This is a genomic window from Marinicauda pacifica (genome assembly GCF_004793635.1).
In the GTDB taxonomy this organism is placed as follows: domain Bacteria; phylum Pseudomonadota; class Alphaproteobacteria; order Caulobacterales; family Maricaulaceae; genus Marinicauda; species Marinicauda pacifica.
The window spans coordinates 1-349 of record NZ_SRXV01000010.1; the positions used below are offsets into that span (position 1 = coordinate 1).

Below are 349 nucleotides of genomic sequence, written 5' to 3' on the forward strand. Positions count from 1 at the left end.
ACGACCGCCTCGGTACGGTGAAGGCAGGAATCCAGCAAGTCCCCTTCGGTCTCACGCCATACGCAGCCAACAGCTATTTCTTCTCTATCGCTTACTATGTGGGCCTTGAGGACGACTGCGACCTCGGACTCAGCTGGTCGCAGAGACAGGGCGACTGGACCCTGGATCTTGCATATTTCCTCGCCGACGAGGGTGACTGGGCCGGAGAAAGCCAGGACAGCGCACGCTACTCATACGACCTCGTAGTCGAACTGGGCCGAACCGACAGCGAGACCGGCCAGCTCAACCTGCGCACCAGCTGGTCCTCGATCGGGGAGGACTCCAGCGGGCTCGAGCTCGGCGCCTCGCT

General features: G+C 62.2%; 1 pseudogene. It reads left to right on the plus strand.

The features are described from left to right. Positions 1 to 349 (plus strand): annotated as a pseudogene (locus E5162_RS14790) (hypothetical protein); the annotation flags it as partial.